19 protein-coding genes are annotated in these 22,445 nt (G+C 67.9%); 10 read left to right on the top strand and 9 right to left on the bottom strand.

Annotated elements, in window-relative coordinates; genetic code table 11:
* The first annotated feature begins 23 nt into the window (after positions 1–23).
* Positions 24–1,145 (top strand): glycerate kinase, encoded by a 1,122-nt coding sequence (locus TY25_RS24705; RefSeq protein WP_042259679.1) that lies wholly within the window; start codon positions 24–26, stop codon positions 1,143–1,145.
* A 78-nt stretch (positions 1,146–1,223) separates the two neighbouring features.
* On the opposite strand, the gene TY25_RS24700 is transcribed toward TY25_RS24705, so the two are convergent.
* Positions 1,224–1,964 carry an IclR family transcriptional regulator gene (locus TY25_RS24700; RefSeq protein WP_042259676.1) on the bottom strand — a complete coding sequence of 247 codons (741 nt, stop codon included), beginning with the start codon at positions 1,962–1,964 and terminating at the stop codon, positions 1,224–1,226.
* A gap of 92 nt (positions 1,965–2,056) precedes the next feature.
* On the opposite strand from TY25_RS24700, the gene TY25_RS24695 reads away from it, so the two are divergent.
* The 4 genes from TY25_RS24695 to TY25_RS24680 all read left to right on the top strand — a co-directional run bounded on the left by TY25_RS24695 (position 2,057) and on the right by TY25_RS24680 (position 8,579).
* On the top strand, positions 2,057–3,223 hold the full coding sequence (locus TY25_RS24695; RefSeq protein WP_042259673.1) for a pyridoxal-phosphate-dependent aminotransferase family protein: 1,167 nt from the start codon (positions 2,057–2,059) through the stop codon (positions 3,221–3,223).
* Between the two features lie 186 nt (positions 3,224–3,409).
* On the top strand, positions 3,410–4,771 hold the full coding sequence (locus TY25_RS24690) for an MFS transporter (protein ID WP_162184225.1): 1,362 nt from the start codon (positions 3,410–3,412) through the stop codon (positions 4,769–4,771).
* 83 nt (positions 4,772–4,854) lie between these two features.
* On the top strand, positions 4,855–7,800 hold the full coding sequence (locus tag TY25_RS24685) for an FAD-binding and (Fe-S)-binding domain-containing protein (protein WP_042259671.1): 2,946 nt from the start codon (positions 4,855–4,857) through the stop codon (positions 7,798–7,800).
* Positions 7,801–7,808: 8 nt separating this feature from the next.
* Positions 7,809–8,579 (top strand): fumarylacetoacetate hydrolase family protein, encoded by a 771-nt coding sequence (locus TY25_RS24680; RefSeq protein WP_042259669.1) that lies wholly within the window; start codon positions 7,809–7,811, stop codon positions 8,577–8,579.
* Between the two features lie 242 nt (positions 8,580–8,821).
* Here the strand turns inward: TY25_RS24680 and TY25_RS24675 are convergent, their stop codons facing one another.
* The 3 genes from TY25_RS24675 to TY25_RS24665 all read right to left on the bottom strand — a co-directional run bounded on the left by TY25_RS24675 (position 8,822) and on the right by TY25_RS24665 (position 10,937).
* Positions 8,822–9,193, bottom strand: a complete 372-nt coding sequence (locus TY25_RS24675) for a nitroreductase/quinone reductase family protein (protein WP_042259667.1) — start codon at positions 9,191–9,193, stop codon at positions 8,822–8,824.
* 285 nt (positions 9,194–9,478) lie between these two features.
* Entirely contained in the window at positions 9,479–10,012 is a 534-nt protein-coding gene (locus TY25_RS24670) for a DUF3145 domain-containing protein (protein WP_014982898.1), read from the bottom strand.
* 100 nt (positions 10,013–10,112) lie between these two features.
* Entirely contained in the window at positions 10,113–10,937 is an 825-nt protein-coding gene (locus TY25_RS24665) for a serine hydrolase domain-containing protein (RefSeq protein ID WP_042259665.1), read from the bottom strand.
* 42 nt (positions 10,938–10,979) lie between these two features.
* Between TY25_RS24665 and TY25_RS24660 the strand changes: the two genes are divergently transcribed.
* From TY25_RS24660 to TY25_RS24650, 3 genes are all read left to right on the top strand, one after another.
* Positions 10,980–12,173 carry a serine hydrolase domain-containing protein gene (locus TY25_RS24660; protein WP_042259663.1) on the top strand — a complete coding sequence of 398 codons (1,194 nt, stop codon included), beginning with the start codon at positions 10,980–10,982 and terminating at the stop codon, positions 12,171–12,173.
* A 7-nt stretch (positions 12,174–12,180) separates the two neighbouring features.
* The gene (locus TY25_RS24655; RefSeq protein ID WP_042259661.1) at positions 12,181–12,678 is read left to right on the top strand and encodes a GNAT family N-acetyltransferase; all 498 of its coding nucleotides are present in this window, start codon (positions 12,181–12,183) and stop codon (positions 12,676–12,678) included.
* 77 nt (positions 12,679–12,755) lie between these two features.
* On the top strand, positions 12,756–13,103 hold the full coding sequence (locus tag TY25_RS24650) for an iron chaperone (protein ID WP_042259658.1): 348 nt from the start codon (positions 12,756–12,758) through the stop codon (positions 13,101–13,103).
* A gap of 42 nt (positions 13,104–13,145) precedes the next feature.
* Here the strand turns inward: TY25_RS24650 and TY25_RS24645 are convergent, their stop codons facing one another.
* From TY25_RS24645 to TY25_RS24635, 3 genes are all read right to left on the bottom strand, one after another.
* Complete coding sequence (locus TY25_RS24645) at positions 13,146–14,276, bottom strand: NDMA-dependent alcohol dehydrogenase (protein ID WP_014982893.1); 1,131 nt, start codon at positions 14,274–14,276, stop codon at positions 13,146–13,148.
* Between the two features lie 133 nt (positions 14,277–14,409).
* Positions 14,410–14,940, bottom strand: a complete 531-nt coding sequence (locus TY25_RS24640) for a DinB family protein (RefSeq protein WP_042259656.1) — start codon at positions 14,938–14,940, stop codon at positions 14,410–14,412.
* A gap of 72 nt (positions 14,941–15,012) precedes the next feature.
* A complete protein-coding gene (locus TY25_RS24635; protein ID WP_081869080.1) occupies positions 15,013–16,077 on the bottom strand; it encodes a phosphotransferase family protein in 1,065 nt (354 codons plus the stop codon).
* A gap of 80 nt (positions 16,078–16,157) precedes the next feature.
* Here TY25_RS24635 and pabB point away from each other — a divergent pair, with 80 nt between their 5' ends.
* A complete protein-coding gene (gene pabB / locus TY25_RS24630) occupies positions 16,158–18,389 on the top strand; it encodes an aminodeoxychorismate synthase component I (protein WP_042259651.1) in 2,232 nt (743 codons plus the stop codon).
* Positions 18,390–18,498: 109 nt separating this feature from the next.
* Positions 18,499–20,343 carry a TerD family protein gene (locus tag TY25_RS24625; protein ID WP_042259648.1) on the top strand — a complete coding sequence of 615 codons (1,845 nt, stop codon included), beginning with the start codon at positions 18,499–18,501 and terminating at the stop codon, positions 20,341–20,343.
* A gap of 10 nt (positions 20,344–20,353) precedes the next feature.
* On the opposite strand, the gene TY25_RS24620 is transcribed toward TY25_RS24625, so the two are convergent.
* Together TY25_RS24620 and TY25_RS24615 are read right to left on the bottom strand one after the other, a co-directional pair.
* Positions 20,354–21,076: a TetR/AcrR family transcriptional regulator gene (locus TY25_RS24620; RefSeq protein WP_042259646.1), complete on the bottom strand. Its 723-nt coding sequence runs from the start codon at positions 21,074–21,076 to the stop codon at positions 20,354–20,356.
* A gap of 56 nt (positions 21,077–21,132) precedes the next feature.
* Positions 21,133–22,362, bottom strand: coding sequence for a cytochrome P450 (locus TY25_RS24615; protein ID WP_029895566.1), 1,230 nt, complete (start codon positions 22,360–22,362; stop codon positions 21,133–21,135).
* Between the last annotated feature and the right edge of the window lie 83 nt (positions 22,363–22,445).

Raw genomic sequence — 22,445 nt, 5'->3', positions numbered from 1 at the left:
GGCACTGCTGGACTGACGCCCCGATGCCACGCGTGCTGATCGCCTCCGACAAGTTCAAGGGCTCGCTGACCGCTGCCGCGGTCGGACGCGCCACTGCGGCCGGAATCCGGGAGCTACTGCCGGATGCGGCGATATCCATCGTTCCGATCGCGGACGGCGGCGACGGAACCGTCGCCGCCGCGCTGGCCGCAGGATTCACCGCCGTACCGGTGACCGCCACCGGGCCGACCGGAGAACCGGTCGACACGGCTTACGCCCGGCGCGACGAACTGGCCGTGGTGGAACTGGCGGATGTCTCGGGGCTGGTCCGGCTGCCCGGTGAGAGCTTCGCGCCGATGACCGCGACCAGTCGCGGCACAGGCGAGGTGATCGCCACGGCGATCGCGGCGGGCTGTCGACACGTGGTACTCGGCATCGGCGGCAGTGCGGGCACCGACGGCGGCGCAGGACTGCTGCGCGCCCTCGGTGCTCGTCTGCTGGACGCGGCAGGTGCCGAAATCGAGGACGGGGGCGCGGCCCTCACACAGGTCGCCGCCCTCGACCTGACTGCTTTGCGGGAGCGAACAGCCGGAGTCGAATTCACCGTCGCCTGCGACGTGGACAACCCGCTCCTCGGCCCCCGCGGTGCGGCGGCCGTCTACGGGCCGCAGAAGGGCACGGACGCAGCACAGGTGACCGTCCTCGATGCCGCACTGGGTCAGTGGGCCGACGTCGTCGCCGCGACCACCGGTAGCGACCTGCGCGACACCCCGGGGGCGGGCGCGGCCGGCGGTGTCGGCTTCGCGGCCGTCGCCGTGCTCGGAGCCCGCCTGGCGCCAGGCATCGAATTGGTCCTGGACCTGGTCGATTTCGACCGGGAGCTGGCCGGGGCTGATCTGGTCGTCACGGGCGAGGGCACGCTCGATGAGCAGACCCTGCACGGCAAAGCGCCCGCGGGCGTGGCGGCGGCAGCCCGCGCGGCGGGTGTGCCGGTGGTCGCCGTCTGCGGACGGAACACGCTGCCGGAGTGGCGATTACACGAGTCCGGCTTCACCGCCGCGTATTCGCTGCTGTCGATCGAGCCGGACGTTCGGCGCTGCCTCACCGACGGCGAGGTCCTGCTGCGGCAGCTCGGGGCGCGGATCGCCACGCGGCACCTGTCATAACCGCACGCTTTCCGGTTTTCGCGCACCCGGGCTCCGGCCTGCCCGCAGCCGGGTGCGCGAAACCCGTTGCGCCCCGGCTCACTTGCTCAGGCGTGCACCGATCGTGTGTGCCGCCTCGCGCACCGCGGCGCCCCAGGCCGGTTCGGATTCGGCCGTCAGCCTGCTGATCGGCACGTTCACGCTCAAGCTTGCGATCGGCTTCTCCGCGCCGTCCAATACCACGGCCGCCACCGCGCCGACATCGGAGCGCCATTCGCCGCGGTTCACCGCGAATCCGCGCGCCTTGATCTCGGCCAGCTCCGCCTGCAGCGCGTCCGGGTCGGTGATCGTGGTGCCGGTGTAGCGCGGCAGCTCACCGGCCACCAGCTTGCGCACGGTATCGGGATCGCTGTGCGCGAGTACGGCTTTGCCGTTCGCGGAGGCGTGCAGCGGCAACGAATGTCCCAGCGCCATGTTGGTGCGCACCGGTTTGTCGGTCTCGAGCCGCTCGATCAGCACCATCTTGCCGTCCTCGGGGATGGTCAGGTGGATGGTCTCCTCGGTGTGCCTGCGCAAATTCTCCATGATCGGCAGCGCCACGCCGCGCAGCCCGAGATCTCCGCCGGCCCGGCTGCCGACCGCCAGCGCCTTCGTGGTCAGCACCCACCGGGTGATCTCGCCGGACGCCGGGCGAATCCACCCGGCCGTGTCCAAGGTGACCAGCACCCGCTGCACCGAACTCTTGGGCATATCAAGCACTCTCGACAATTCACCGACGCCGATCGGCTGCCGGGCCGCGACCTCCTCCAATACCCGCAGCGTGTTGAGGACATTGCGCAAAGTCTTGACTCCTCTATCTCACATCCCTACCCTTGCTGAACCTTCTCACGGCACAGTGTGCCATAACACGGCACAGATTGGAAATAGATGTGATGACCGCGCACAGCGGACGGCATTTCCTGCAGATTCCCGGACCGACCAACGTCCCCGACCGGGTACTGCACGCCATCGCGCAACCGACCATCGACCATCGCGGGCCCGAGTTCGCCGAACTCGCGCTCGATCTCCTGCACCGGCTCGAGCCGGTTTTCGGCACCGGCAATCCGGTCGTCGTCTATCCCGCCTCCGGCACCGGAGCCTGGGAGGCGGCCCTGGTCAACACCCTTTCCCCCGGCGATCGCGTAATCGCCTTCGAGACCGGTCATTTCGCGAGCCTGTGGCGGGACATGGCCGAACGCCTGGGCCTGATCGTCGATTTCGTGCCGGGCGACTGGCGCCGCGGCGCGGACCCGGCGGCCCTGGCCGAGCGGCTCGCCGCCGACACCGGGCACGAGATCGCGGCCGTGATGGTCGTGCACAACGAGACCTCGACCGGTGTCACCAGCCGGATCCCCGAGATCCGCGCCGCCATCGACGAGGCCGACCACCCGGCGCTGCTGCTGGTCGACACGATCTCGTCGCTGGGCTCCATCGACTACCGGCACGACGACTGGGGCGTCGACGTGACGGTCGCCTGCTCCCAGAAGGGGTTGATGCTGCCCCCCGGACTGAGTTTCAACGCGATCAGCGATAAGGCCCTGGCGGCCGCGACGACGGCGCGACTGCCGAAGTCTTTTTGGGACTGGACGCCGATTCTCGACAGCAACGAGCGCGGCTTCTATCCCTACACCCCCGCGACCAACCTGCTCTACGGCTTGCGCGAAGCCCTGATCATGCTCGAGGAAGAAGGCCTGCCGAACGTTTTCGCCCGGCACCGCCGGCACGCGGCCGCCACCAGGGCCGCGGTCCACGGCTGGGGCCTGGAGGTGCTGTGCGCCGACGCGCGGGAGTACTCCGGCGCGTTGACCGCCGTACTGCTCGGCGCCGAGTACGACGCGGACAAGGTGCGCCGAATCATCTTGGAGCGCTTCGACATGTCGCTCGGCACCGGGCTCGGCAAGCTCGCCGGACGCGTCTTCCGGATCGGCCACCTCGGCCATTTCAACGATCTGATGCTCGCGGGCACGCTGTCCGGCGTGCAGATGGGCCTCGAACTGGCGGGCGTCACCGTCGACCCCGCCGGGCTGCCCGCCGCGCTCGCGGTGCTACGCGGCGAATAGCCCTCGGCCCGCGCCGAACCTGTTCTCGCCACGTCCCTTTCGCTCCCAGCTGGGCCCCCGCTTCGACAGCCTCCTGCTCGACTCTCGATGCTCCGCCACGAGCGACTCTCGCCCGGCTCCACCACCAACCGGGATCCGATATCCACCGGCGCCGATCGCGCCGGTCACCTACGAGGAGGTAGGTCGTTGTCCGAGCGGACCTCTCCCATCCGGCGGTTCTCCGAAATGAAGCGCTGGACCTATATTTTGCCGGTCGTCGTCTTCATCTACGTCATCTGTTATATCGACCGGACCAACATCAGTTTCGCGCTCACCCATCTCGAAGCCGATATGGGGCTCACCAAGGCACAGCAGGGCCTCGCCAGCGGCATCTTCTTCTGGGGCTACCTGCTACTGCAGATTCCGGGCGGCTATATGGCCGAAAGATGGAGTGCCAGAAAGTGGATCGCGATCCTGATGGTGCTGTGGAGCGTGGCCGCGATGGCCCAGGGCTTCACCAACTCCGTCGGCCAATTGCTGCTGGCCCGATTCCTGCTCGGGGTGGCCGAGGGCGGCGTGCAACCCGCGCTGATGGCCACCATCCGGTCCTGGTTCCCGTTCGCCGAAAGAGGCAGGGCCTATGCGATTTTCAAGCTGTACACCCCGATCGCGGCGATCGTCGCCGCACCGTTCTCCGGCATCCTGCTGACCTACACGGACTGGCGCTGGATGTTCATCATCCAGGGCGGCGCGCCGCTGATCGTCGGGCTCATCGCCTGGCTCGCGGTGATCCGCGATACGCCGGCCAAGGCGGGCTGGTTGTCGAAGAACGAACGCGACTACATCGAACGTTCCCGGCTCGAGGAAGGGGAACCGCTGCAACACCGCGGCACCTTCAAGGCCGCGTTCACCAGCCGGATCGTCTGGCACTTCGCCCTCATCTACACCCTGACGCAGATGGGCTTGCTCGGCCTCACCCTGTGGCTGCCGAGCGTGCTGAAGAAGGCGTTCCACACCGATATGAAGGTAGGTCTCGTCGCGATACTCCCCCAGCTTGCGGCGGGCGTGGCCATCATTCTCATCGGCCGGTCGGCAGACAAACGGGGCGGGCATATCGCGCACATGTCGCTGGTACTCGGCTCGGCGGCGATCATTCTCGGTGGCGCGAGTTTTATCTCACCGCAACAGAAGTGGCTGGTACTGGGGGCGATGATCCTGGGCACCGCCGCCTCGATCGCCTGGTACGGCCCGTTCTGGGCGACGGTCACCAAGCTCGTTCCGGTGGCCGCCGCGGGCGCGGGCCTGGGGCTGATCAACGGCGTCGGTAATCTCGGCAGCTTCTTCGGGCCGTATATCGGCGGCTGGCTCAGCGATCTCAGCGGCGGTGGATACGCGCTCACCCAGGCCTTTTTCGGCGGGGTGTTCGGTGCCGCCGCGCTGCTCGTGCTGACCCTGCGCAAGAAGTTGCGCGAGGCGACGCAATCGGTGGTGGTCGAACCCACCCCGGTCGAAACGGCACGGATCGAACCGGTCCAGCAACCGGCACCGGATCGGGCCCCGCTCGTCTGAGTACCACGGCGGCCGGTTCCGAGCGCGGGCCCGGCCGCCGTGTCTCCCTTCGGCGAACTCTCACGGATCCAGAAGGAATCCCCATGAACTCCCCCACGATCGACGGCGCAGCGGCCGACGTGTCTGCCCGCTTGGAGCGCGCGCTGCGCGAAACCCTCTCCGGCGAGGTGGCTTTCGACGACTACAGCCGCCACATCTTCTCCCGCGACGCGAGCATGTATTCGATAATGCCTGCGGGCGTGGCCTTTCCCCGTGACGCGGACGACGTCGCCGCGGCGGTGCGGGCGGCGGGCGAACTCGGGGTGCCGATCGTCGCGCGCGGCGCGGGCACCAGCTTGGCCGGGCAGACCATCGGGCCCGGCCTGGTACTCGACATCTCCCGGCACATGAATCGAATAGTGCACCTCGACCCGGTGGCCCGCACCGCGCTGGTCGAGGTCGGGGTGGTGCAGGACCAGCTCAACCAGGCCGCCGCCGCCCATGGCTTGATGTTCGGTCCGGACACCTCGACCAGCAATCGCGCCACCATCGGCGGCATGATCGGTAACAACTCCGCGGGCAGCGGTTCGCTGACCTACGGTATGACGATCGATCACGTGCGAGCGCTCGACGTGGTGCTCGCCGACGGCTCCCGAGCCAGGCTGGAATCGGTCGACGAACTCGAGCGCAAGCGCCGCGCCGCCGCGCGCACCCTGGAAGGCCGTATATACCAAGAGCTTTCGGATCTCGTCACGGCCAACGCGGACATCATCGAGGCCGGTATGCCGGCGTTCTGGCGCCGGGCGGGCGGGTACCGGCTCGACCGACTGGTGGGTTTCGGTGCCGAAAAACCCTTCGACCTCGCCAAATTCGTGGTCGGCGCGGAAGGCACGCTGGTGATCGTCACGCACGCACTGGTCGACCTGGTGCCCAAACCGGCACGGACGGTCTACGCCGTCGGCCACTTCACCGACACCGGGAGCGCGATCGCCGCCACCACCGACGCGTTGAGCTGCGACCCGAATCAGGTCGAACTGATGGACCGCACCATTCTCGAATTGTCCAGGCAGAAGATCGAATACGCCGAGCTCGGTACGATTTTGGTCGGCGATCCCGGTGCGCTGCTGTTCGTCTCGTTCAGCGGTGACGACGAGACGCGCCTGATCGCCGAGCTGGACCGGCTGGAGGCGCTGTGGCGGCGCAACGGGCACGGCTATCACACGCTGCGCGCCGTCACGCCCGCCGATCAAACGGCATTGCTGAAAGTCCGCAAATCCAGCCTCGGGTTGCTGATGGCCGCGGGCGAGGGCACCCGCCGCCCGCTCGCCTTCGTCGAGGACACCGCCGTGGACCCGGTGCACCTGGCCGAATACACCAGGCGGTTCAAGGAGATTCTCGATGAGCACCAGATGCAGGCGGGGTTCTATGGCCACTGCTCGGTCGGCTGCCTGCACATCCGTCCGTTCGTCGACCTCACCCAGCCCGACGAGGTGGCCAAGATGCGCACGGTCGCCGAGGCGGTGCAGAAGCTCGTCGCCGAATACGGCGGGGTGAACTCCAGCGAACACGGTGACGGGCTCGCCCGCAGCGAGTTCAACCGCGAGATCTTCGGCGACGAGCTGTACGAGGCGATGCGAAAAGTGAAGCGGCTCTTCGATCCAGGCAACATCATGAACCCCGGCAAGATCGTCGACGCGCCATCGATGACCGAGAATCTGCGCGACCGCGACGCACTGCCGCCGGCGCCGCCACTCACCACCGCGCTGAAGTTCGAGGTCGTCGGCGGCATGCGCGGCGCGGCGGACCGCTGTATGAACATCGGCCTGTGCCGCAAAGCCACCACGGGCGTGATGTGCCCGTCCTACATCGCGACCAAGAACGAGGAGCACGCCACCCGCGGCCGCGCCAACGCGCTGGTGAAAGCCCTCTCCGCACCGGATCCGCACGCCGCGCTCGGCGACGAGCGATTGCACGAGATCCTCGATCTGTGCCTGATGTGCAAGGCGTGCAAGAGCGAGTGCCCGATGAGCGTGGACATGGCTTCGCTCAAAGCCGAGACCCTTGCGCACCATCACGATATCCACGGAACGCCGTTGCGCTCCAGGGCTTTCGGTTCGATCCGGGCGCTCAACCGGCTCGGCTCGGCGACCGCGCCGCTGTCGAACCTCCCCGGCCGGATCGGTTTCACGCGCCGGATGATGGAACGCACGCTCGGCATCACCGCCGCTCGTCCGCTGCCGGTGTTCCAGCGGGCCAACCTGATTCGCGGCTTCCGCAAGCATCGGCGGGCCACCCCGGCTGTTCCCGCACCACTGGGCACCGTCAACTGGCTAGCCGATTCCTTCACCACCTACACCGAACCGCATATCGGCATGGCGGCCATCGAACTGCTGGAACTGGCGGGCTGGCGGGTGGAACTCGCGAGTGGCGGGTGCTGCGGGCGTTCCAGTATGTCCAAGGGGCTGCTCGACGATGCCCGGAAAAAGGCTGCGGGACTGATCGATTCGCTCACCGCGCACACCGAACCGGGGTCGCCGATCGTCGGGTGTGAGCCCTCGTGCTTGTTCATGCTGCGCGACGAGCACGCGGCGCTGGTACCGGACGTGGACGCGGTGCGCGCGGTCGCGGCCCGGGTCAAACAGGCGGAGGAATTACTGGTCGAGGCGATCGATGCGGGGCGGCTGTCGCTGAGCAACGCCCTCGCCGGTCGCCGGATCGTCTTCCACGGGCACTGCCACCAGAAAGCCGAGGTCGGCACGGCCGCGACGATGGCGCTGCTGCGGCGGATTCCGGGAGTGCAGGTCGAAGAGATCAACTCCGGCTGCTGCGGGATGGCGGGCTCGTTCGGTTTCGAATCGGAGCACTACGAAACATCGATGGCCGTTGGCGGCGACCGGCTCTTTTCGGCCCTCGCCGCGGAACCGGACGACACGATCGTGGCGGCGACCGGAGTGTCGTGCCGGCAGCAGATCTTTCACGGCGCGGGACGCACCGCCTGGCACCCGGTCGAGCTGGTGCGCGAAGCACTGGCCGGGCCCGCCGACGAATAGGAGACAACATGCGTATCGTCCGCTATTCCCGCGACGGGCAAGCCGCGCGCGGGGTCGTCATAGGCGATGTGGTGCACCGCCTTTCGCCCGGCAACGAGCCCGGGGCGGCGGTCGGCCCGCTGACCGAGCAGACCTTGCTCGCCCCCTGTGAGCCGCGCACCATCGTGTGCGCGGGAAGCAATTACGCGGGCCAGATCATCGAGAAGGGCAGGCCGTGGCCGCAGCGTCCGTCGCTGTTTCTCAAGTCCCCCAACGCCGTTACCGATCCGGACGCGACCATCCTGCGGCCCGCCGAGGTGCGGCGGCTGGAGTACGAAGGCGAACTGGCCGTCGTCATCGGACGCACGGCGCGTGACGTGCCCGCCGATCGGGCCGCGGACTACATCCTGGGCTACACCTGTGCCAACGATGTCACCGCGGACGACTGGCGTTCCGACGGACAGTGGGCCCGCGCGAAAAGCGCGGACACCTTCTGCCCCTTGGGACCCTGGATCGAGACCGATGTTGCCGATCCGTCGGCCCTGCACCTCGTCACCCGGCGTAACGGTCAGGTGGTCCAGCAGGCCGCGGTCGCGGACATGGTCTTCGGTGTCGGCGCCCTGCTGTCCTTCGCCACCCGCTGGATCACCCTGCGCCCCGGCGACGTCCTGCTCACCGGCAGCCCCGCCGGAGTCGGCCCGATGGAACCCGGCGACACGGTGGAAATCGAGATCGCCACCATCGGCACCCTCCGCAACACCGTCGCGGCCCGGCTCTCGGCCGAACGCCGCGGTGGCTGAACAATGCGCCGGGCGCGCGGCAGAAGCGAACATCCGCACCCCTTGCAGGTTCCCGCACCCCGACTTGCCGCACGACACACCGGGTCTCGCGTCAGAAAGGGTGCGGCCACTCAACCGCCAGCGCCGCACCCGCGACTGGACGGGCATCCGCACACCTTGCAGGTTCCCGCACCCGACTCGCCTCGCACCACAACACGCCCCAGTGGCGGGCGGAAACCGAATCTTCCGCCCGCCGGGGAACCTCAGTCTGCGGTGGCCAGGTCGATGCGAATGCTCAGCAGGTTGTTGCCGAACAGCCGGACCCCGGCGCTGTTGCCTTTCGGCAGCTGCTCGAGCAATGCGACAGGGTCGTGATCGGGCAGCAGATGCGCTGTCCCCGAATACCACTTTCCCTGCAAACGCAGCCGAACCTGGTTGTTCACCATGATGTTTCGCACGTACTGCGACCGTTCGCCGAACTCGGAGACGAGCCAGAACGACCCGTCGATCACCCGCCCGCCGATGGGCGTGATCCGCGGCGCCCCACTCACCCGCCCGATGGTCTCCAAGAGTTGCTGCTTGGGCATCCGGACGCTGATCGGATTGGCGATCCACCGCTGAATAGCATTGACCATCTTCTGTTTTCGATCAACCGCGTGCGCCACCCCCGGAGGTTAGCACCCCCGCGGTGTCATCGCGGGTGGCGGCACCGACGAGCGGCAAAGCCACCGCGAACGTCGGCGCGGAGCGACTGCATCGCGACCGGTGACCGCACCACCCACAGATTGGTGTCCGCGTAATGCCGAGCGTTGAAAACCATTTGTGCAATGTGCGCGCAATAGGTCGCGTCGGGGGCCGGCAAGCAGGCGAATTCGCGCATGCGGCTTCGCCACGAATGTGCTTTTGCCTGAAACGGGGGTTTAACCTACGTCTCGGCGCAACCAGGTGACTTCGGCGCCGGATTCGGTGCCGTAGCGGTATACCTCCAGGTCTTCGTCCCAGGGGGTGCCGAGTGCGCGATCGATTTCGGCGGCGAGGTCGTAGTTGTTGTATTTGCCGAGTTCGCCTGCGGCCTGCAGCATCGCGCGCAAGCGCATCTCGCCGAGGGTCACATCGCCGTTGGCACTGGTCGAGCCGTGCCAGAGTCCTAATCCGGGCACGAAACAATAACGTTCGCCGTCGACGCCTTCGCTGGGGTCTTCGGTCACTTCGAAGCGGAGCACCGGCCAGGAGCGCAGCGATTGCGCAATACGGGAGGCGGTGCCGACGGGTCCGAGCCATTCACTGGTCGCGCGCAATTGGCCGTCCGCGGGTTGCGCGGTCCAGCGCAATTTCGCGGGCGAACTCAAGGCCGAGGTGAGCGCCCACTCGACGTGCGGGCACAGCGCGGCAGGCGACGAGTGGATGTACACCACACCCGCCGTCACGTCCGCGAACTGACTCGATGCGCGCACCACTAACACCTCCAGCGTCGACGGGGGACGTCTTCCCCAACGACCCGTCCAGCTGGTGTTGCCTGAGTGTACTGGAGTGCCCGATGTTACATGTGTTACTTCAACCCCGTGTTGCGTGTGCCGCCTCCGCAATGACCGCGTCGCTGAGTGGCGGCCAGGCCGCCCTGGCCCAGTCGCCGAAATTCTGATCGGCCAATGCCAGACACGCCAACCGCGACGCGGGGTCCACCCAGAGAAATGTGCCGGACTGTCCGAAATGGCCGTAGGTTCCCGGGGAATTCGTGCTTCCGGTCCAGTGCGGCGACTTACCGTCGCGGATCTCGAAGCCGAGTCCCCAATCATTCGGACGCTGCGAACCATAACCGGGCAGCACACCATTCAGGCCGGGAAATTGGACTGATGTCGCCTCGGCATGAGTCGGTTCGGAGATCAACTGCGGATTCAGCAATTCCGCCGCGAAACGGGTCAGATCGGCGACGGTCGAGCGCGCCGCGTGCCCGGCGGAACCGACCAGCACCGAGTCGGTCATACCCAGCGGCGCGAAAACCGCGTCGCGCAGGTATTCCTCGAACGCGATGCCGGTCTGTTCGGCGACGAAACGGGCCAGCGCCTCGAAGCCCGCACTGGAGTAGATCCGGCGGGTACCGGGTGCGGCCTGGATGTCGTCGGTGTCGAAGGCGAGGCCCGAGGTGTGCGCGAGCAGGTGGCGCACCGTCGACCCCGCCGGGCCGGCCGGCTGATCGAGTTCGATCGCGCCCTCTTCGACCGCGACCAGCACTGCGTACGCGACCAGCGGCTTGGTCACCGAGGCGAGCGGGAACACCCGATCGACCTCGCCCTCGGTCGCCGCGGCGCCGTCCGCGCCGACGACCGCGGCCGCCGCATGCCGAACCGGCCAATCCCTGATCTGCTCGAGTGCACGCACCCCGCGAGCCTACGAGACGCCCGCCGATACCATCGAACGACTATGAGTGAAACGCCCACGGTCCACGGCGAGGTGGAGTCCGGCTTCGGACCCGTCGCCGACGCTTTCCGCCGCAACTTCGCCCAGCACGGTGAGATCGGAGCGGCGGTCGCGGTATACGCGGGTGATCGCCCGGTGGTCGACCTGTGGGCGGGCCATCGGGACCGCCGGCGGACGCTGCCGTGGGAGCGCGACACCATCGTCCCGGTGTTCTCCTCGACCAAGGGGCTGGCCGCGTTCACGGTCGCGTCCGCGGTGTCCAAGGGTCTGCTCGATTACGAAGAGCCGGTGGCGACCTACTGGCCCGAGTTCGCGGCGCACGGCAAGGCGGCGGTGACCGTCCGCCAGCTGATCGATCACCAGGCGGGACTGTCCGGCCTGGACCCGATCGTGCGGTTGCCGCAGATCGCGGATCTGGACGGGCTCGCCACGATTCTGGCCGCGCAGAAACCGGCGTGGCGACCGGGCACCCGGCACGGCTACCACGCGATCACGCTCGGGTTGTATCAGGGCGAACTGCTGCGCCGGGTCGACCCGCAGCGGCGCACCCTCGGGCGCATCTTCGCCGAGGACATCGCGAAACCGCTCGGCCTGGACTTCTTCATCGGGCTGCCCGCCGAACACGGGTTGGCGCGCATCGCCACCATGGCCGCGACCCGCGGGCTGGACGCGCTGCGTTTCGAGCGCGACCTCCCGCTGCGGATCGCCGCGCAACTCGCCGCCAAACGCGGCCTCGCCTACTCGGCGCTCACCAACCCGCGCGTCGGTGATCCGGTGCGGGCGACGCGACGCGAGTTCCTCGAGGTCGAGCTGCCGGGCTCCAACGGCGTCGGCAATGCGAGATCCTTGGCGAAGATCTACGGCGCGGCGGCGGGCCGTACCGGCGCCTTACCCATCGAGGACGCGCTGCTCGATCGGCTCGCCGCCGCCGACACCGCCGACGACGTGCCGCCCGGCGATCTGGTGCTGCTGCTCAAAACCCGCTACCACCTCGGGTTCCGCAAGTCCGGCTGCGAGTTCCGCTTCGGCTCCGACAAACGCGCCTACGGCACCACCGGCCTCGGCGGTTCCTTCGGCTTCGCCGACCCCACCACCGGTCTCGGCTTCGGCTACACCATGAACCGGCTCGGCCTCGCCGTCCTCGACGACATCCGCAGCCGCAACCTGCGCCGAGCCCTGATGCGCTGCGCCCACTGAGCGCGCCGTGACCGCGAGCACCTGGATCGTCACGGCCGAGCCGTTCGACTCCGCGACGGCGGCGCGGTTGTGGCGCGCCTACTACACCGAGGTCAGCGACCGCTGGTATCGGCTGCACGAGGGCAGGGCGACCGATCCGGCGGAGCTGGAGCGGGAGATCGCGGCGGTGCGCGGGCACGAATTCGCGCCGCCGCGCGGGGTTCTGCTGGTGGGGCGGCTCGACGGCGAGGCGGTAGGCACGGCGGGCGTGCACCTGCTGGATGCCGCGACCGCGGAGTTGAAACGCGTGTTCGTGCGGGCGGATATGCGCGGTAAGGGCGGAGCCGCACTGCTCGTGGCGGCGGCCGAGGACGCCGCGCGCGAGCTGGGAGCCGAGCAGATCGTGCTGGACACCCGGCGGGATCTGGTGGAAGCTCGGGCGTTGTACGCGCGGCTCGGATACCGGGAGTCGGCACCGCACAACGACCAGCCCTATGCGCAGTGCTGGTATCGCAAGAAGGTGTAGCGCAGTCTGCTTACACTGGCGATGCTCCACTTTCGCAACGACGCAATCGATAGCCGCTCACGGAATCGAGGCACCTCGTGGTAGAGCAGACCGCAACCGTCGACACCTATATCGCGTCGTTTCCCGAAGATGTGCGCAGCATCCTCGAGGAGATCCGGGACAGCATCAAACGCGTGCTGCCCGAGGCGACCGAGGCGATCAGCTATGACATCCCGACGTTCAAGGTGAACGGCCACAATGTCGTCCACTTCGCCGGCTGGAAACACCACGTCAGCGTGTATCCGATCCCGGCGGGCGACAAGGCCTTCGAGCGCGCCGTCGAGCCGTATCGCGCCGGAAAGGGAACCCTCAAGTTCCCGCTCACCAAACCGATCCCCTACGACCTGATCGCCGATATCGCCACCAAACTGGCCGCCCGCCGCTGACCGCTGCCGCGAGTGGCACAGCGCGCCACTCGCGGAGGCGGATCACCAGTCGGCTTCGGTGTACTTGATGATGCCGCGAATGTTCTTGCCGTCGAGCATGTCCTGGTAACCCTGGTTGATCTCCTCCAGGGAGTAGCTGCGGGTGACCATGTCGTCGAGGTTGAGCTGGCCTGCCTTGTAGAGGCGCAGCAGGTTCGGGGCGTCCTGGCGGGCGTTGCCACCGCCGAAGATGCAGCCCTTCACCGTCTTCTGCAACATGGACAGCAGGAAGCTGTTCATCTTCACCTCGCCGGCGTCCATCCGGCCCATCGAGGTGACGACCAGGGTGCCCGCCTTGGCAGTGAGGATCAGGCCCTCTTCGATGTAGTCGCCGTGCATCTCACCCATGGTGAGGATGACCTTCTCCGCCATCCGCCCCTCGGTGGCGTCCATCAGCGGCATGATCGCGGCGGCCATGCTCTCGTAGGTGTGCGTGGCGCCGAACTTCTGCGCCTGCTCCCGCTTCCACGGATTCGGGTCGATGGCCACGACTTTCGACGCGCCGGAGAGCACCGCGCCCTGCAGCGCGCTCATGCCGACACCGCCGATGCCCGCGATCACCACGGTCTCCCCGGGCTCGACCTTGGCCACGTGGGTGGACGAGCCGAAGCCGGTGGGCACGCCGCAGCCGACCAGGCAGGCCACCTCGAACGGAATGCTGGGATCGATCTTCACCACGGAGGTGTGGTGCACCGTCATGTACGGCGAGAAGGTGCCGAGCAGGCACATCGGGATGACGTTCTCGCCGCGTGCCTGGATCCGGTAGGTGCCGTCGCTGATCGCCTGACCCATCAGCAGGCCGGCGCCGAGGTCGCACAGCGCCATGTTTCCGCTCACGCACGCCGGACAGCGACCGCAGGCGGGGATGAACGACAGGATCACGTGATCGCCGACGGCGAGGTCGGCGGGGCAGTTCGGCCCGAGCTTGGTGATCACGCCCGCGCCCTCGTGGCCGCCCATCACCGGGAAGGCGGGCATCGGCGTCGCACCGGTCACGATGTGATGGTCGGAATGGCACATGCCCGCGGTCTCCAGCCGGATCTGCACCTCGCCGGAGACCGGATCGCCGACCTCGATCTCTTCTACCGACCACGGTTGGTCGATCCCCCACAGGATCGCGCCCTTCGTCTTCATTCCTGTCGACCCTCTCGCATGCACGTGCTTATATGTGACTGCACCCACACTACGAGAAAAGTGGAACGCGTTCTAGTACTGCGTCGAAAATTCAGCGGCATGAGGGATCCGACTCCCCGAACACGTTCTAGTATCAGCCCCGCACATCGTGCACGTGGTGCACGAGATCGTGGATGAAGTACCGGGCGAACGAGTCCACCGTGAAGACCGAGCCATCGCTGCGTTCACCGCGCAGATGGCGTTGCGACAGCGGGACGGATTCGAACGACCGGGCCACCCGCTCCGCGGCGTCCGCGAGTTCGGCGCTCACCCGCGCCGGGTCCTGCTGGTCGTATCGATCGGCGACCGCGGTCTCGTCCTGATCCCAGTTCGAGAAGCGCGGCACCGAACCGTCCGCCGTGCCGGCGAGCATCAGGGCCAGCCGGGAATCGAACAGGCGGCACACGTCGCGCACATGCGCGCCGTACTCCAGCGGCGACCAGGTCGAGTCGTCCGGGCGGACCCGGACATCGGGGCGCTGCAACACGTCGGCGAACCGGACGGCGGTATCCCGGGTCAGCGCGGGTACGGCTTCGAACGGGGTACCGTTCGGGTCGAAACCGCAATCGGCACAAGCCCGTTCGATGACCCAGGTCCAATTCTTCACATCGGGAACGATCGGCATGCGCCCCAACCTAGCCTGGCGGAATATCACCTGCGATAGATATTCCGCCAATCCTCCCCAACATCCCGACAATCACTCCATCAGGCGATGCGCGCGCTCGAACAGCTCCAGCGTGATGGCATGCAGGAAGTCGCCGACCTGCTTGGGCGCCTTACCCGCGAACGCGCGCGCGTGCGTGCCCTCCAGCACGATGCCGAGCTTGAAGCAGGCGAGCACGGTGTACCAGTTGACGGCGCTCAGGTCGCGATCGGAGAACTGCCCGTAATGCGCGACCATCTCCTCGGGCGTGGGCAACCCGCCCGCCGCGCCCAGCTTGCCGACCAGCGCCGCGCCGGTGGTGCCCGGTTCCGGCCGGGTCGCGATCTGCCAGCCGAGATCGAGCAGCGGATCCCCGATGGTGGACATCTCCCAGTCGACCATGGCCGCCACCTGCGGGCCGTCATAGGCGAACATCATGTTGGCCAGGTGACAGTCGCCGTGCAGGATGCCGGGCGTCCACTGCGCGGGGCGGTGGCGTTCCAGCCACTCCCCGGTGCGCTCGACGCCGGGGATCTGCGGGCCGGGATAACCCTCGTTGGCCGAATAGGATTCGAGTTCGCCGAGCCAGCGCGGCACCTGACGTTCCAGGAACCCGTCGGGCTTGCCGTAGTCGGACAGCCCGAGCGCCTGATAGTCGAGCGCGCCGAGCCGGGCGATCGCTTCCACCGCGGACAGGCCCATCGCCTTGCGGATCGCGGGATCGCCCGCATGCAGCTCGGGCAGCTCGTTGGCCGGGTTGAAGCCGTCGATCGGCTCCATCAGATAGAACACCGCCCCGATCACCGACTCGTCGGGGCACGCGGCGATGACCCGGGGTGCGCGCACCTCGGCCCCGTTCAGCGCGCCGAGCAGGCGCGCCTCGCGGCGGATCACCTCGTTGCTCTTGGTCCGCAGATGCTTCGGCCCACGGCGCAGGACGTAGGTGTGCCCGCCGCGCGCGAACCGCAGCATGACGTTCTGCGTCCCGCCGCCGAGCGCGGTCACCTCTTCGAATTCCCCTGCGGGCAAACCCTGCTCATCCATCCACTTGCCGACGAGGGCGAAGTCGACGAGTGCACGATCCACGCCGCTCGGTTGCGCAACAGACATGCCCCACATTGTGCACCACGGGAATCAGCAAACTGAAGGCACATGACAACAGTTAGCCGGAATCGGTGCGGCGTAGGGTTTCGGGCACCATGCGCACGTTGCTCATCGACAATTACGACTCGTTCACCTACAACCTGTATCAGCTGATCAGCGAGGTGAACGGGCTCGAGCCGACTGTCGTGCGCAACGACGAGGCCGGCGAGCTGGAACTGAGCAGATTCGACAACATCGTGATCTCCCCCGGGCCGGGCCGCCCGGACGTGCCGCGCGACGTCGGCATCTCGGCGAGCGTGATCCGCGAGGCCGAACTGCCGTTGCTCGGCGTATGCCTGGGCCATCAGGGCATCGTGGTGGCGGCGGGCGGGGTCGTCGCTCCGGCCCCCGCGGCCCGGCACGGCTATCTCGATCGGATCGAGCACGACGATCGCGACCTGTTCGCGGGCGTGCCGCAGGGCTTCACGGCGGTCCGCTACCACTCGCTGTGCGCGCAGCGGCCGCTGCCGGACAGCCTGGAGATCACCGCGCTGTCGGCGGACGGGGTGATCATGGGCGTGCGGCACCGCGGCCGGCCGCAGTGGGGCGTGCAGTTCCACCCCGAATCGATCGCGGGCGAATTCGGCGCCACCCTGCTCCGCAACTTCGCGGAATTGACTGCGGCACATCGGAAGACGAACTCGCGCGGCCGAACCCGCAGTCGGCGAATGGATCCGGTGACGATGCGCCTGCGCCCGGTGCCCGTCCCCTCGAGCCCGCCCCCGCCCGTTGCCCCGTCGGCCGCCGCCACCCTGGCACCCGAGCAATTCCCTGCCGGAGCAGAGGAATTCGGCCGCGACGCCGATGCGCCCACCCATACCGCCGACCCGGATCGCTGCGGCAGGCCGCCGCGGCAGTGGCAGCTCCAGCACACGGTGATCGAGCGGGCCATCGACACCGAGAGCGCCTTCGTCCGGCTGTACGGCAACTCCCCCACCGCGGTGTGGCTGGACAGCGAACACGTCGAGCCCGGACTGGACCGTTTCTCGTTCCTGTGCGACGCGAGCGGGCCGCTGTCGGAAGTCGTGCGGTACCGGGTCGGCAGCGGCGAGGTGACCGTGGAGTCGTCCGACGGACATCGGCGGGTGGTCGCGGGCGGCGTGCTCGACTATCTGGCCGCCGAACTCCGGCGGCGTCGTCTCGAACTGCCCGCGCTGCCTTTCGATTTCGCCGGCGGGTATGTCGGTTACCTCGGCTACGAGGTGAAAGCGGACTGCGGCGGCACGGCGGCCCACCGGGCGCCGACGCCGGACGCGCAGTGGCTCTTCGCCGATCGGATCGTGGTCGTCGACCATGTCGGCGGGCGCACCCACCTGCTGTCGCTGACGGATTCGGCGCCGGAGACGCTGCGCGCCGGTGCGGACTGGCTGCGCGACACCGCCGAAACGTTGGCAACCCTGCCGACCTGGGCGAATCCGCCCACCCTCGACATCCCGTCGGACGGCGACGCCGTCGAGCCGCTGCTGATCCGCGGCCGCGAGCGCTACCTCGCCGATATCGAGGTCTGCCAGGAACGGCTGCTGGCGGGCGAGTCCTACGAGATCTGCCTCACCGACGGCGTCGCCATCCCCGCCGCCGAAGACGACGGAATCGATTTCTATCGGACGCTGCGCCGCTGCAACCCCGCGCCCTACGCCGCCTATCTGCGCTTCGACGATCTCGAAATCGCCTGTTCCTCACCGGAACGCTTCCTGAAGATCGATCGCAGCCGCACGGTGGAGAGCAAGCCGATCAAGGGCACCGCGCCGCGCGGCGCGACCCCGGCCGAGGACGCGCGACTGGCCAGGGAACTGGCCGACAGCCCGAAGACCCGGGCGGAGAATCTGATGATCGTCGACCTGCTGCGCAACGATCTGGGCCGAGTCTGCGAGATCGGCAGCGTGCACGTGCCGAAATTGATGGCGATCGAGTCGTATATGACCATGCACCAACTGGTTTCCACCGTGCGCGGCACGCTGCGGCCCGAGGTCGACGTGATCGACTGCCTGCGTGCGTGTTTCCCCGGCGGCTCGATGACGGGTGCGCCGAAACTGCGCACCATGGAAATCATCGACGAGCTGGAAACCGAAGCACGCGGCGTCTATTCGGGCACCATCGGTTTCCTCGGCCTCGGCGGCACCGCCGATCTCAACATCGTCATCCGCACCGCGGTCCGCTACGACGGCCGCTGGCGGATCGGCGCGGGCGGGGCCATCGTGCTCGACTCCACTGCCGACGACGAATACCACGAGATGACCCTCAAGGCCGCGGCTACGTTGCGCGCCGCCGCCGACCGCGCCGTGCACTGAGCCGGAGCGGTCCCGGCCTGGAAAAACCCGCGTTACGCGGCCCCGCCCCGCCGAACGAGGGCACCGGCGGACTCGGCGTGTCGGAGGGTCGTGGCATAGTTCGGGGACGATGAAACTCAGCAAAGGCGCCAACGCACCGGTACCGACATCCCTTCTTGCCGTGGTTGTTTCGTGGCAGTCGGCGCATGCGGTGGACGGGCATGCCCTGTTGCTCGGCGCGACCGGGACGGTGCGCAGCGACCGGGATCTGGTCTTCTACAACGCGCCGCGGCACATCTCGCAGGCCGTGACCATCGACCAGGAACCCGCGCCCAACACGGCCCGGCTGAGCGTGTCGCTGCCCCGTACCGAGGCCGCGGTGCAGCGGATCGTCATCGGTGGATCGGTCGACGCAGGCACCTTCGGCGATATCACCGGCCTGACGCTGACCATTCACGACGCGAACGGCCCGATGACCGAGTTCGCCATCGAGGACGCCGATCCGGTGACCGCGCTGATGTTCGGCGAGTTCTATCGCCGGGACGGGCAGTGGCGGTTCCGCGCGATCGCCCAGGGTTGGTCCACCGGATTGTCCGGGCTGGTCACCGAATTCGGCGTCAGCGTCGACGAACCGGCCGACGCAGCGCGCGGAGCCGTATCGCCCGCGGGTCGGCGGCTGGCGCGCGAACCTGCCGTTTTGCCCTCGCCTGAACGTCTTCCACGCGAAAGCCTGCCCGGCCGCGCCGAGCGCGGACCCCAGCACCAGCTCGAAGAAACCCAGCACCACGGGGACGAACGCATCGGCGTCGAAACGACTCCGCCGGTGCCGGACACCGCGATCCGCGCCCGGGGCGGCCGCCCGGTCGATCTCGCCCGCCGTCCCGTCGAGACCGCCCCGCCCCCGCCCCCACCGGATCCCGAACGGGCCGACTGGTATCCGGACCCGGAGAACTCCGCCCGCCTGCGCTGGTGGGACGGCACGGAATGGACCTCGGCCACGCACCGGCGCCGCCCACCGGACGAGCGCCATTGCGCCCGTTGCGGAAACCCGCGACGCCGCAAGCTGTTCCGCGGCCTCGCGCCGTGCGAGCCGTGCACGGCCGAGACCGAGGAATTCCTCGTGCACTGGCACAGCCAAGCGTGGCGGGTACTCACCACGCATGGGCCGCGCGGGCCCGAATGGGCGGCGCTGTGGGCGTCACTGCGGTATCAGCGCATCGACGAGAACGCGGGCCGTGCCGTGCTGCACGACGCGGCACTGAGCTACGTCGAACGCCTGGTCGCGTTCACCTTCGCCGACGGTGAGGTCGAGCAGGGCGAGCTGGCCGCCTTCGAGCACGCCGTCGCCGAATTGCTGCTCTCCGGTCCGCTGATCGAAGACCTGCGCAGGCGAATGCATCGCGGCCGCAGCCTGTCCCGGCTGCGGGCCGGCGACCTACCGGTGGTGCGCACGCCGGGACTGCATCTGGACCCGGAGGAGAAGGTGCACCTCGATCTGCCCGCCATCCATGTCCGCCAGCTGGCCCGCGGGCCGCGGCTGACCGAGGGCAGGCTGATCGTCAGCAACAAGAAGCTGCGTTTCGTCGGTGACGGCACCGGCGTCGAATTGCCGTGGTCCCGTGTCGTTTCCGTGCACACCGAACAGAACACGGTGGTGCTCGCGGCGACCTCGGCGCGCGGCGGCGCCAGCTTCACCGTGAACGACCCCGACCACGTCGCCGCCGCGCTGGAGGGGGCGCTACGAGTGGCCAAGCGCCTCATCCTCACCCCCGGCCAGCGTGACACCCGCAGCATCCCGCAGGAGGTGAAAGCCGAAGTGTGGCAACGCGACGGCGGCAAGTGCGTCGAATGCGGCGACAGCCACTACCTGGAGTTCGACCACATCATCCCGCTCAGCCGCGGCGGCGCGACCAGCGCCGCCAACCTGCAGATCCTGTGCCGCTCGTGCAATCGCGCCAAGGGAGCCCGCATCTGAGGCCCAGCGGTCAGCTCAGGCCCGCCGTGCGCCCCAGATCGGCCAGCATCGCGTCGAACAGCACCTCGGGATTGGAGAGCGGAATCGGGTAGTTGCCGAAGACCTCCAGCGTGACGTGACCGTAGAGGCGCGCCCAGATCTGGATCATCAGATACATCACGCCCAGGTCGAGCTTCTCGGCCGGGAACTTCTGCCCGGACTCGGACAGCGCCGCGAGCAGCTCGGTCTGGAAGTGCACCAGGTCCTCGTGCAACTCCGGCGGGATGACATCGGTCGGCGGAGTGACGATGTCGTAGTTGGCCAGCAGCCGGCCCGCGGCGGCGAGGAAGATCCGGCCGAACGGCTCGTCGAAGCGGCGCAGTGCCCTGGCTTCGTCGCCGCCGCCGGGCGAGGCGAACACCAGGGTGAACTCCCTGGTGTGCGCCAGCGCCCAGCGCCGAAATCCCTTGCAGATGGCGAAAAACTGCACCACGCCGTCGTCGGGCAGGGTGGCGATCTCGGCCGACAGCTCGGCAGCGAGATCGGCGCAGAACTCCAGGCGCAGCCGTTCCATCAGCTCGTCCAGCGAGCGGTGGTACCGATACAGCGCAGGCGCGGTGATACCGAGGGCCCGCGCGATCGCACGCAAACTCACCGCGTCGGGTCCGTGTTCGACCAGCAGCGTCCTGGCCACCCGCCGGATCTCGGCGTCGGTCACGACCGGCGAGCGGCCCCGGGGTCTGGGGTTACTCATGCTGGTTAGATTAGGCGTCATCGAAGCCTCGCGTGGTCGTGCGGACCGCTGTGCGGTCACGCGTATTCGACATCCCACCGCTTGATGCCGTTGAGCCAGCCCGAGCGCAGCCGCACCGGCTCGGACACCTGACGCAGGTTCGGCATCGCGTCGGCGATCGCGTTGAACATCAGATCGATCTGCAGCCGGGCCAGATTCGCGCCGACGCAGTAGTGCGTGCCGGTGCCGCCGAAGCCGACATGTGGGTTGGGATTGCGCAGCACATCGAAGCTGAACGGATCCCGGAACGCCTCCTCGTCGAAATTGGCCGAACCGTAGAACAATCCGACCCGCTGCCCCTGCTTGATCTGCTGTCCACCGAGTTCCAGGTCCTGCGTGGCGGTGCGCTGGAAGGCGTTCACGGGCGTGGCCCAGCGGACGATCTCGTCGGGCGCGGTGCGCGGCCGCTGCTCCTTGTAGATCTCCCACTGCTCCGGGTTGTCCACGAACGCCTTCATGCCGTGGGTGATCGAGTTGCGGGTGGTCTCGTTGCCCGCGACCGAAAGCAGGATGACGAAGAAAGCGAACTCGTCGGAGGCCAGACCCTCGCCGTCGATGTCCGCATTGACCAATTGGGTCACGATGTCGTCTGCGGGACACTTGCGGCGATCTTCGGCCATATTCCACGCGTAGCCCATGACCTCGGCGGTGGCGACCTGATGATCGCCCTCGAACTCCGGATCGTCGTAGGAGATCATCTGATTGGACCAGTCGAAGATCTTCTTGCGGTCTTCCTGCGGGATGCCGATCAGCTCGGCGATGGCCTGCAGGGGCAGCTCACAGGCGACCTGCTCGACGAAGTCGCCACTGCCGTTCTTCTTGGCCTCGTGCACGATCCGGGCCGCCCGCTCGGTGAGCGCGGCGCGCAGGCTCTCGATCGCGCGCGGGGTGAAGCCCTTGGAAATGATCCGGCGCACCTTGGTGTGCTTGGGCGGATCGAGGTTGATCAGCAGCATGTCGCTGAGCATGTCGATCTGCTCGGCGGTGACGTCCTCGTTGAACCGGATGATCGAACCGTTCTGATGCGAAGAGAACAGTTCCGGGTGCTTGGAGATCTCCTTGATGTGGTCGAGCTTGGAGACCACCCAGTAGCCGCCGTCGTCGAAGCCGCTCGACCGGCCCGATTGCGCACACCACCAGACGGGGGCGGTGCGCCGCAGCTCGGCGAACTCCGCCACGGGCAGCCGGGCGGCGAGCATGTCTGGATCGGTGAAGTCGAATCCTGCGGGAATCGAGGGCGTGGTCACGGTCACTGCTAACTCCTACCGGTCTGGGCTGCAGACCTCACGACACTGTGCGGAACACGTTCTGGATCGATAGAAGCACAGAA

This window comes from Nocardia brasiliensis NBRC 14402, from assembly GCF_000308475.2.
GTDB classification, from domain to species: Bacteria; Actinomycetota; Actinomycetes; order Mycobacteriales; family Mycobacteriaceae; genus Nocardia; species Nocardia brasiliensis.
This window is presented reverse-complemented; position numbering and strand designations above follow the sequence as displayed.

Bases quoted from the DNA above. Each gene is read 5' to 3' on its own strand.
- TY25_RS24705 (WP_042259679.1), top strand. From the start codon at position 24: ATGCCACGCGTGCTGATCGCCTCCGACAAGTTCAAGGGCTCGCTGACC.
- TY25_RS24695 (WP_042259673.1), top strand. From the start codon at position 2,057: ATGACCGCGCACAGCGGACGGCATTTCCTGCAGATTCCCGGACCGACC.
- TY25_RS24685 (WP_042259671.1), top strand. From the start codon at position 4,855: ATGAACTCCCCCACGATCGACGGCGCAGCGGCCGACGTGTCTGCCCGC.
- TY25_RS24680 (WP_042259669.1), top strand. From the start codon at position 7,809: ATGCGTATCGTCCGCTATTCCCGCGACGGGCAAGCCGCGCGCGGGGTC.
- TY25_RS24675 (WP_042259667.1), bottom strand. From the start codon at position 9,193: ATGGTCAATGCTATTCAGCGGTGGATCGCCAATCCGATCAGCGTCCGG.
- TY25_RS24660 (WP_042259663.1), top strand. From the start codon at position 10,980: ATGAGTGAAACGCCCACGGTCCACGGCGAGGTGGAGTCCGGCTTCGGA.
- TY25_RS24645 (WP_014982893.1), bottom strand. From the start codon at position 14,276: ATGAAGACGAAGGGCGCGATCCTGTGGGGGATCGACCAACCGTGGTCG.
- TY25_RS24640 (WP_042259656.1), bottom strand. From the start codon at position 14,940: ATGCCGATCGTTCCCGATGTGAAGAATTGGACCTGGGTCATCGAACGG.
- TY25_RS24635 (WP_081869080.1), bottom strand. From the start codon at position 16,077: ATGTGGGGCATGTCTGTTGCGCAACCGAGCGGCGTGGATCGTGCACTC.
- pabB (WP_042259651.1), top strand. From the start codon at position 16,158: ATGCGCACGTTGCTCATCGACAATTACGACTCGTTCACCTACAACCTG.
- TY25_RS24625 (WP_042259648.1), top strand. From the start codon at position 18,499: ATGAAACTCAGCAAAGGCGCCAACGCACCGGTACCGACATCCCTTCTT.
- TY25_RS24620 (WP_042259646.1), bottom strand. From the start codon at position 21,076: ATGAGTAACCCCAGACCCCGGGGCCGCTCGCCGGTCGTGACCGACGCC.